This window comes from Aeromonas sp. 600527 (assembly GCF_049175415.1).
Lineage (GTDB): Bacteria > Pseudomonadota > Gammaproteobacteria > Enterobacterales > Aeromonadaceae > Aeromonas > Aeromonas veronii_A.
On sequence record NZ_JAAKVA010000019.1, the window covers coordinates 79,653 to 86,349 of the forward strand.

Genomic DNA, 6,697 nt, shown 5'->3' on the forward strand with positions numbered 1-6,697 from the left:
ATCATGACCAAAGAGATGAACCGCACCCGGTACCTGACACTGATCGGTACCATCATCACCCAGTTCGCACTGGGTTCTGTCTACACCTGGAGCCTGTTCAACGCCCAGCTCTCCGACAAGCTGGACGAGCCGGTGAGTCAGGTCGCTTTCGCCTTCGGCCTGCTCAGCCTCTCGCTGGCAGTCGCCTCCTCCATGGCGGGCAAGCTGCAGGAGCGATTCGGGGTGCGCAACGTGACCTTGGGCGCCGGTGTGCTGCTCGGCATCGGCTTCTTCCTCACCGCCCATGCCAGCAATCTGGCGATGCTCTACCTCTGCGCGGGCATTCTGGTCGGTTTTGCCGACGGCACCGGCTACCTGATGACTCTCTCCAACTGTGTGAAGTGGTTCCCGGAGCGCAAGGGGCTCATCTCCGCCTGTTCCATCGGTGCCTATGGCCTCGGTAGCCTCGGTTTCAAATACATCAACCTGCTGCTGCTCTCCAGCTCCGGCCTTGAGACCACCTTCCAGCTGTGGGGGCTGATCGCCATGTCCATGGTGCTGGTGGGCGGCATGCTGATGAAGGATGCGCCCAAACAGGCCGCTTCCGTGCAGCAGAGCGAGAGCCGTGACTTCACTCTGGCTGAGGCGATGCGCAAGCCGCAGTACTGGATGCTGGCGCTGATGTTCCTCACCGCCTGCATGAGTGGCCTCTATGTCATCGGCGTGGCCAAGGATATCGGCGAGAAGATGGTGGGTCTGCCTGCTGTAGTCGCCGCCAATGCCGTCGCCATCATCGCCATGGCCAACCTGGGTGGCCGTCTGGTGCTGGGTATCCTCTCCGACAAGATGTCCCGCATCCGGGTTATCACCATCGCTCAGCTGATTACCCTGGCGGGCATGGCGCTGCTGCTCTTCGTGCCGCTCAATGCCAACCTGTTCTTCGTGGCGGTCGCCTGTGTGGCGTTCAGCTTCGGCGGCACCATCACCGTCTACCCCTCGCTGGTGAGCGACTTCTTCGGTCTCAACAACCTGACCAAGAACTACGGCGTCATCTATCTGGGCTTTGGTCTGGGCAGCATCATCGGCTCCATCGTGGCCTCCCTGTTTGGCGGCTTTATGGCGACCTTCCACCTGATCCTGGTATTGCTGGTAGTGGCGCTGGTGCTCTCCCTCACTATCCGTCTGCCGGCTCCGATAGCGGTGGAGCGGGCCTGATAGCCTCTTGGCTACACCAAGCAATAACATGACCCGACCCATGTCAGTTCTGTAATGTTGTTCACCTAAGCTGAGCCGCATTGCCGTCTAAAGTGACACATCATCATCAACGTCCTGGGCTTGATAGCCTGGGGCGTTTTTTTTATTAATATTTCTCCAATCTGGCCCCGATACTCGACCAATCGCAGTGGCGTATGTAATAACGACAATACATTATCTATTATTTCATTATGAACCGAGCGGGAAATATTGTCCGTTGGATTTTATATGACTAGGTATATCAATGCGACTGTTAAGTTTTATACGGCAGACATAAAAATTAAGGCGCCGAGAAAAAATGCTGCTAACGTTTTATAGCTGATTTTTTTGATATTTTATCTTAACTAAATAGCATGCAGGTATACCAATATTTTCTTCATGAAACATAGGTGTTGATTTTGGTGATGGTTCCAGGTAGTTTCATGGGTGGATAATAATGAAATAGTGTTGCTACATTGCTTAGTTATATTTAACACTATTTAGCAACCATCAAACATCTTTATGAAAATCAATCACTTGCACTCTTTCCCGACTGGTATGAATTTATTTTTATATATGATCACATGCTGATTTCCTGCTTTTCCAATATTATTGTTGTGCCATCTTTCACCGGGTAATAAATACTTGCTTGTGGCTTCACTGTCTGGCTGTTCACAGCCTTGCTTAACCATGAATTCAAAATAAGTGTTTCCTGAATTAGTGATTGTCTGTTGGTTTTCATCAAATAGATAATCAAAGGCTATTTGTCGCGGACGAACAACCAAAATAGATTGCACAGCCAGTTTTATCTCTAATGCCCCCTTTAGACTATTACGCATGTTTTTATCAACTTGAGCTACGGGTGACTCTGTGAAGGTGATTCGATAGTAACGCTCATTATTATCAGCGGGCCCTTTGTAATATAGCTTAATATTTTGTGCATTATTAGCATGTAACATGAAGCGTTTGGGGGAAAACAACAGTTCGCCTGGTATGGTTGGGAGTGTGACACCTTTAGTTGTTGGGTTATTTATCTTTTCCATCTGGACTTCATACACTTTTGTTACATTACTATTGTTGGTGATAGTTCGAACTATAAAGTCTTCCTTTGGAGCCATGGCGATTGTCATGGCTCCAATGTCAATCGCCAAGGCATTTGAAGAGAGTGCAAATATTAGCAAGGAGCCAAAAAAACGATACATAACTTTCTCCATATTTAGCGCCAAGTTCCCTTTATAGTTATAGTACCACTTTGTTGTACACTTCCCTCCCATAACTCATCATTAATGGTACGCTGTACCATGGGGTCGGTTAGATCAAACTCTAGCGCCAGCTCATAAAACCGGGTAATCCCTTTCCCACTGATGGGATCATTCCATTCTTGCGGTGTAGTGCTATCCTGGATCCCTAATGCACGAATGTCTAAAGGGGTGCCATCGCAACGGATATTATGCTGTGATAATAACCCATTGGTAGTTGAATTAAATACCAACTTGGTCGGTATTGGCACTGCCTGCTCGATGGCCGAGTCCTCTGCAGGATAGAAGGTGCAAAATCCCTGATAAGGTGACCCGATATCTTGGGTAATAGCAATCTCCAACATGTCCGCACTGATGGGGCCACTATCCGATATTTTGTAAGAGAAATTCAAAATGTCTTTTCCTACGCTACCCTCCTGGTATGGAGAGCTCACCCCTTCAGAGGACAGGATAGAGACGCTAAAATCTCGTGGCTTGATAACTATTTCAGTGGTACCACTGAACTCATAAAAACCGCTCTCCGGTGCTTTGATATTTCTCATATTAAAGTTAATCAAGTTTCTAGTTAGCTGTTCTTGCAATCCAAGTCTAACCACTTGCTTGAAAAAATTGCTTGATAGAAAAAGATAGATAGATGATTGACCTTTAAGATAGCTGACATTGTAGTCTGCCCCCCTAAGAGCCCAGTTGGTCAAGTTGGTGCTCATTTGAACATCTGCACTGACAATGGCACTATTCAACGTTGAGTTTTTTATGTTGGTGTAAATATAGGGGTCTGAAAATGACTGGCTGCCATCTTGATTAAATTCATAGTCAAGAAAACGACATAAAACGCCATTTCTAGTTCCTAGCCGATAATTTTCACAACCTTGTGAGCCAGGTAGTATGTATGGCATGCCATTGCTATCAACAATAACTTCGCTGATTGCATTGGTTTGGATAAAACGCAAGTGCCCCGCTTTTTTGTGCTGTGTTTTTTTTACATACCAAGATCCACTATCTTGGTTTATACAGCGCTCTCCTGCTGCTGCGTTATATACTCTTGTTGTCCTGCAAAAGTTCATTTCTCTATTTAATATCGTACCTACAGGCATGCTTCTAAGGTAGTCAAAGAAGCTGGAACTTAGCTTTGCATGTGCATATCCAGTAGCTGCTTTCATTAACCCATAGAAACCTGATTCGTTAACTTCAGCAGGTTTATTAATGGCCTCTGCGGTTTGTGGATCACACCCAGACCAGCTTTTTATGCAGCGCTGGTTAATGTATGGGTGTCTTATTGGCCCATTTTCCCACATGTCTATATTATCGTTAGTTACACTATAGTTATGGCCATTATCCGCATATGCCAAACTCACCTGTCTGGAATCAGAGGTCCAAGCATTACCCCCTGATAAACGGGGGTCAAGGTAATCAGTTGGTGTGATAAATAAGTTGTGGTCCTCCTGATTTTCAATGAATAGAAAATGACGAAGATCAGCATCCACCAAATTATACTTAGTGACAGCTGAATTGCCATTTTGATTCCAGCATGCTGCAAGCGCGATAACAAAAAATAATTTATATGAAAATTTCATAATCAATAATCTCTCAACATGGCATAGGTCGGCATTCCTTGGCAGGTTATCATTCCTACCCAAGCTGCTCCTGAATGTTTTTCAAGATCAAGTTCCGCTTCACAAAACTCACTGCCGTTGCGGAATGTCAATATTGGGTTGGATTTATCCACATCCAGTGAAAACTCTCCAACATCATTGGTGATAGTGGTGCCAACATGGTTATCAATTCGTGCATTAACTATCAGGGAGCCATCTTCGGCTCTTAGTATGCCAAATACAGTGACCATTTCTTTGATAGCATTGCTGGCATCCAGGGTTGCTACGTTACCGGGGAATAAAGTGTACTTTTGTTTTCCGGTATTAATGTCATAGCTGTCTTTGCCTTGCTTGCTATTGAGCAGCTCGATTTCGTATTCACTATAAGGTGAGAGAGCTAAAAAGGTTTGCTCGCCTTTTAAGGGGTAGTCCTGACCATTGATTTTGGCAAGCATCTGACCTTCACGATCTATCCCGGTGTTAATAATGAGTCCGGAGCCGGAGCTATTTTGGCTTGAGGTAATCACTGAGTCTAGAGTTGTGACAAGTGCACCACGAGCAATGAGATTGCCATTTATATCACCGCTGTGGCCACGTCCCATCGTTACCGTACCACCAATCGCTTTGTTCTCGAAACCCAAGGTTCCGGAGAGCGCTGTATTATGAACATCGCTACCATGCACCATTCGAGAAGCGTTGAATGAGGCCAGGTTAATGACGCCATCCATACGTTTTTGATAATTCAAGTTGGCAGTTGTCTGGCCTTGCTCGTTGCTGCTCATACCCAAGCTGAATAAATTGTCGAATGGAATAGAGTAGTCGAGCGTGATACTTCTGTTATCAAAACTATTGAATGTCCCGCCGTCACTTTGCAAGCTTGCTCGCATCGACAGATTGCCATAGCGGCCAGAATAGAGGTGCTGGCTGTAATCAACGTAGCTACGTTCACTGTTTATTTCACGGTCATGCGTGGTATTAAATGTCAGTTGCCCAAGACCATCAATCCAGCCACCTAGATTCAAGGTAATACCGGCAGAGTAAAGTTCCGCTTCACTTACCGTCAGGGTATTACCTACTTTCAGTTTTTCCTGGCTGAGCCACAGGGACGCATTTTCATAAGCCTGCAGGGATAGACCGGATGCGAGTCTCCAGGATTGATCGGAAGACACCATGCTTTGCAATTGGGTATTGAGGTGTTCGTTTACTTGCCAGCTGGCGCGAGCTTCACCTACCGCGGCGTCTTTGAACGCATACGATGTCGTGGCCAACTCAATGGTGTTAAACGAACGAGCCAATGACATACCAAGCAATGGGGAATCGCCATTCTCCTGCGTCCCTTCCATCATCCCTCCCCACAATTGCCATCCCCACTCTTGGGTAAAGTGCTGAGTACCACCTAATTTGGTCACTCGTTGGCTTGTGGTGCTGGTAAGGCGCCCATCGACATACACTTCAACAGTGACGTTATAAATCCCGTTGGGAAAAGCCGAGGTATCGATGTTTTGGTTGCCGATAGCCAAATTTTGCAACGCAATCAGTCGTCCATCTCGGTATACCCTGGCCTCGCCATTGGCTGGCATGAAGACTTGCACCTGAGTGGTCGACTCATTGACTGTCTGCTTGCGTGACTGTGCCTGGTTGCCATACGACGCACCGTAAATACGTCCGGCACTTAGGGCGGTTACCCCGCTCAGCGTCTGAAGGTCCCATGTCGACACCATCCCTGCAGCAATACGACGGTCATCAAGATCTCGCTCGTACATGACGCGATAGATGTCTCCGGATTGTTCCGGTTCCCCGAGATTATAAAGAGAGGCATCCATGGCTATATGATGCGCACCCAGTCCGACGGTGCTGTTCAGTTGCAGGAAGTTCGAGTCGCTATGACCACTTTGTTGGTTATTGTTGAAAGAGTAACCCATGTTGTAGCGATGTACTCCTGTCAGGGTGTCAACGCTTGGTGTCAATGCAACCCGGTTGTCTTGCTGTTTGGCTTGGCCAAATGCTTCGCGTGAGACTTGAATCGTCAGCAACATGGACACCAGGTCAAGCTGCATGCTCGCGTTGCTATCTATTTGCAACCGCCCGTCCGCAGAGAATGTACGCCTTTGTTCATTGGCAAGCATGTTGGTAAGCGTATCGTTGAGTAGTTGCTGTTGTTCACCAGCACTGAAGTCGATACGTAACAAATGGAGCTGTCCACCCTGTAGAAGCAGAGTTGCATTACCGATAGGACTGTCTGTCAATGTGTCGAGTCCGTTGTTTTCATCGGAATATTGCAGGCGAACAGGAACCGCCAGCCCCTCTTCCAGTGCCTTTGCAAAGCTGGCCGGGATGATGACATTGGCAATCTTGAGTGGCGCCGCGCTGTTGGCCGAGGTAGAAACAACTATCAGCATGGAGAGCGGCAACAGGCAGGTTTTCTTCAACATATCAAGCACCATGGTTTACAGATTCCGGCAAGACAACACCGCCACTCGACCGAGTGGTACAGGCTGTACCAGTACAAACGGGTTATTTGACGACGATGAACTCTTGACCGAGCCATAGGCCCAAATGGCTTTTGGGATTGTGCATATCCACTTTCTTGAAATGACGCTTTTTACCGGGCAAGTCGTAGTAGGTCTCTTTGCA

General features: G+C 47.3%; 4 protein-coding genes and 1 pseudogene. 1 reads left to right on the forward strand and 4 read right to left on the reverse strand.

The window, feature by feature from the left end:
• Window positions 1-3: 3 nt before the first annotated feature.
• Window positions 4-1,194, forward strand: coding sequence for an L-lactate MFS transporter (locus G5154_RS18755; RefSeq protein ID WP_216979773.1), 1,191 nt, complete (start codon window positions 4-6; stop codon window positions 1,192-1,194).
• Window positions 1,195-1,745: 551 nt separating this feature from the next.
• Here the strand turns inward: G5154_RS18755 and G5154_RS18760 are convergent.
• The 4 genes and pseudogenes from G5154_RS18760 to G5154_RS18775 form a co-directional block, all read right to left on the reverse strand.
• On the reverse strand, window positions 1,746-2,414 hold the full coding sequence (locus G5154_RS18760; protein ID WP_421251509.1) for a fimbria/pilus periplasmic chaperone: 669 nt from the start codon (window positions 2,412-2,414) through the stop codon (window positions 1,746-1,748).
• Window positions 2,415-2,428: 14 nt separating this feature from the next.
• A complete protein-coding gene (locus tag G5154_RS18765) occupies window positions 2,429-4,045 on the reverse strand; it encodes a hypothetical protein (protein ID WP_254204533.1) in 1,617 nt (538 codons plus the stop codon).
• Between the two features lie 2 nt (window positions 4,046-4,047).
• The gene (locus G5154_RS18770; RefSeq protein ID WP_421251510.1) at window positions 4,048-6,495 is read right to left on the reverse strand and encodes a TcfC E-set like domain-containing protein; all 2,448 of its coding nucleotides are present in this window, start codon (window positions 6,493-6,495) and stop codon (window positions 4,048-4,050) included.
• A gap of 82 nt (window positions 6,496-6,577) precedes the next feature.
• Window positions 6,578-6,697 (reverse strand): annotated as a pseudogene (locus tag G5154_RS18775) (hypothetical protein); the annotation flags it as partial.

What these genes read in the sequence shown, in the direction of transcription:
- G5154_RS18755 (WP_216979773.1), top strand. Translation starts at nt 4, where the DNA reads ATGACCAAAGAGATGAACCGCACCCGGTACCTGACACTGATCGGTACC.
- G5154_RS18760 (WP_421251509.1), bottom strand. Translation starts at nt 2,414, where the DNA reads ATGTATCGTTTTTTTGGCTCCTTGCTAATATTTGCACTCTCTTCAAAT.
- G5154_RS18765 (WP_254204533.1), bottom strand. Translation starts at nt 4,045, where the DNA reads ATGAAATTTTCATATAAATTATTTTTTGTTATCGCGCTTGCAGCATGC.
- G5154_RS18770 (WP_421251510.1), bottom strand. Translation starts at nt 6,495, where the DNA reads ATGTTGAAGAAAACCTGCCTGTTGCCGCTCTCCATGCTGATAGTTGTT.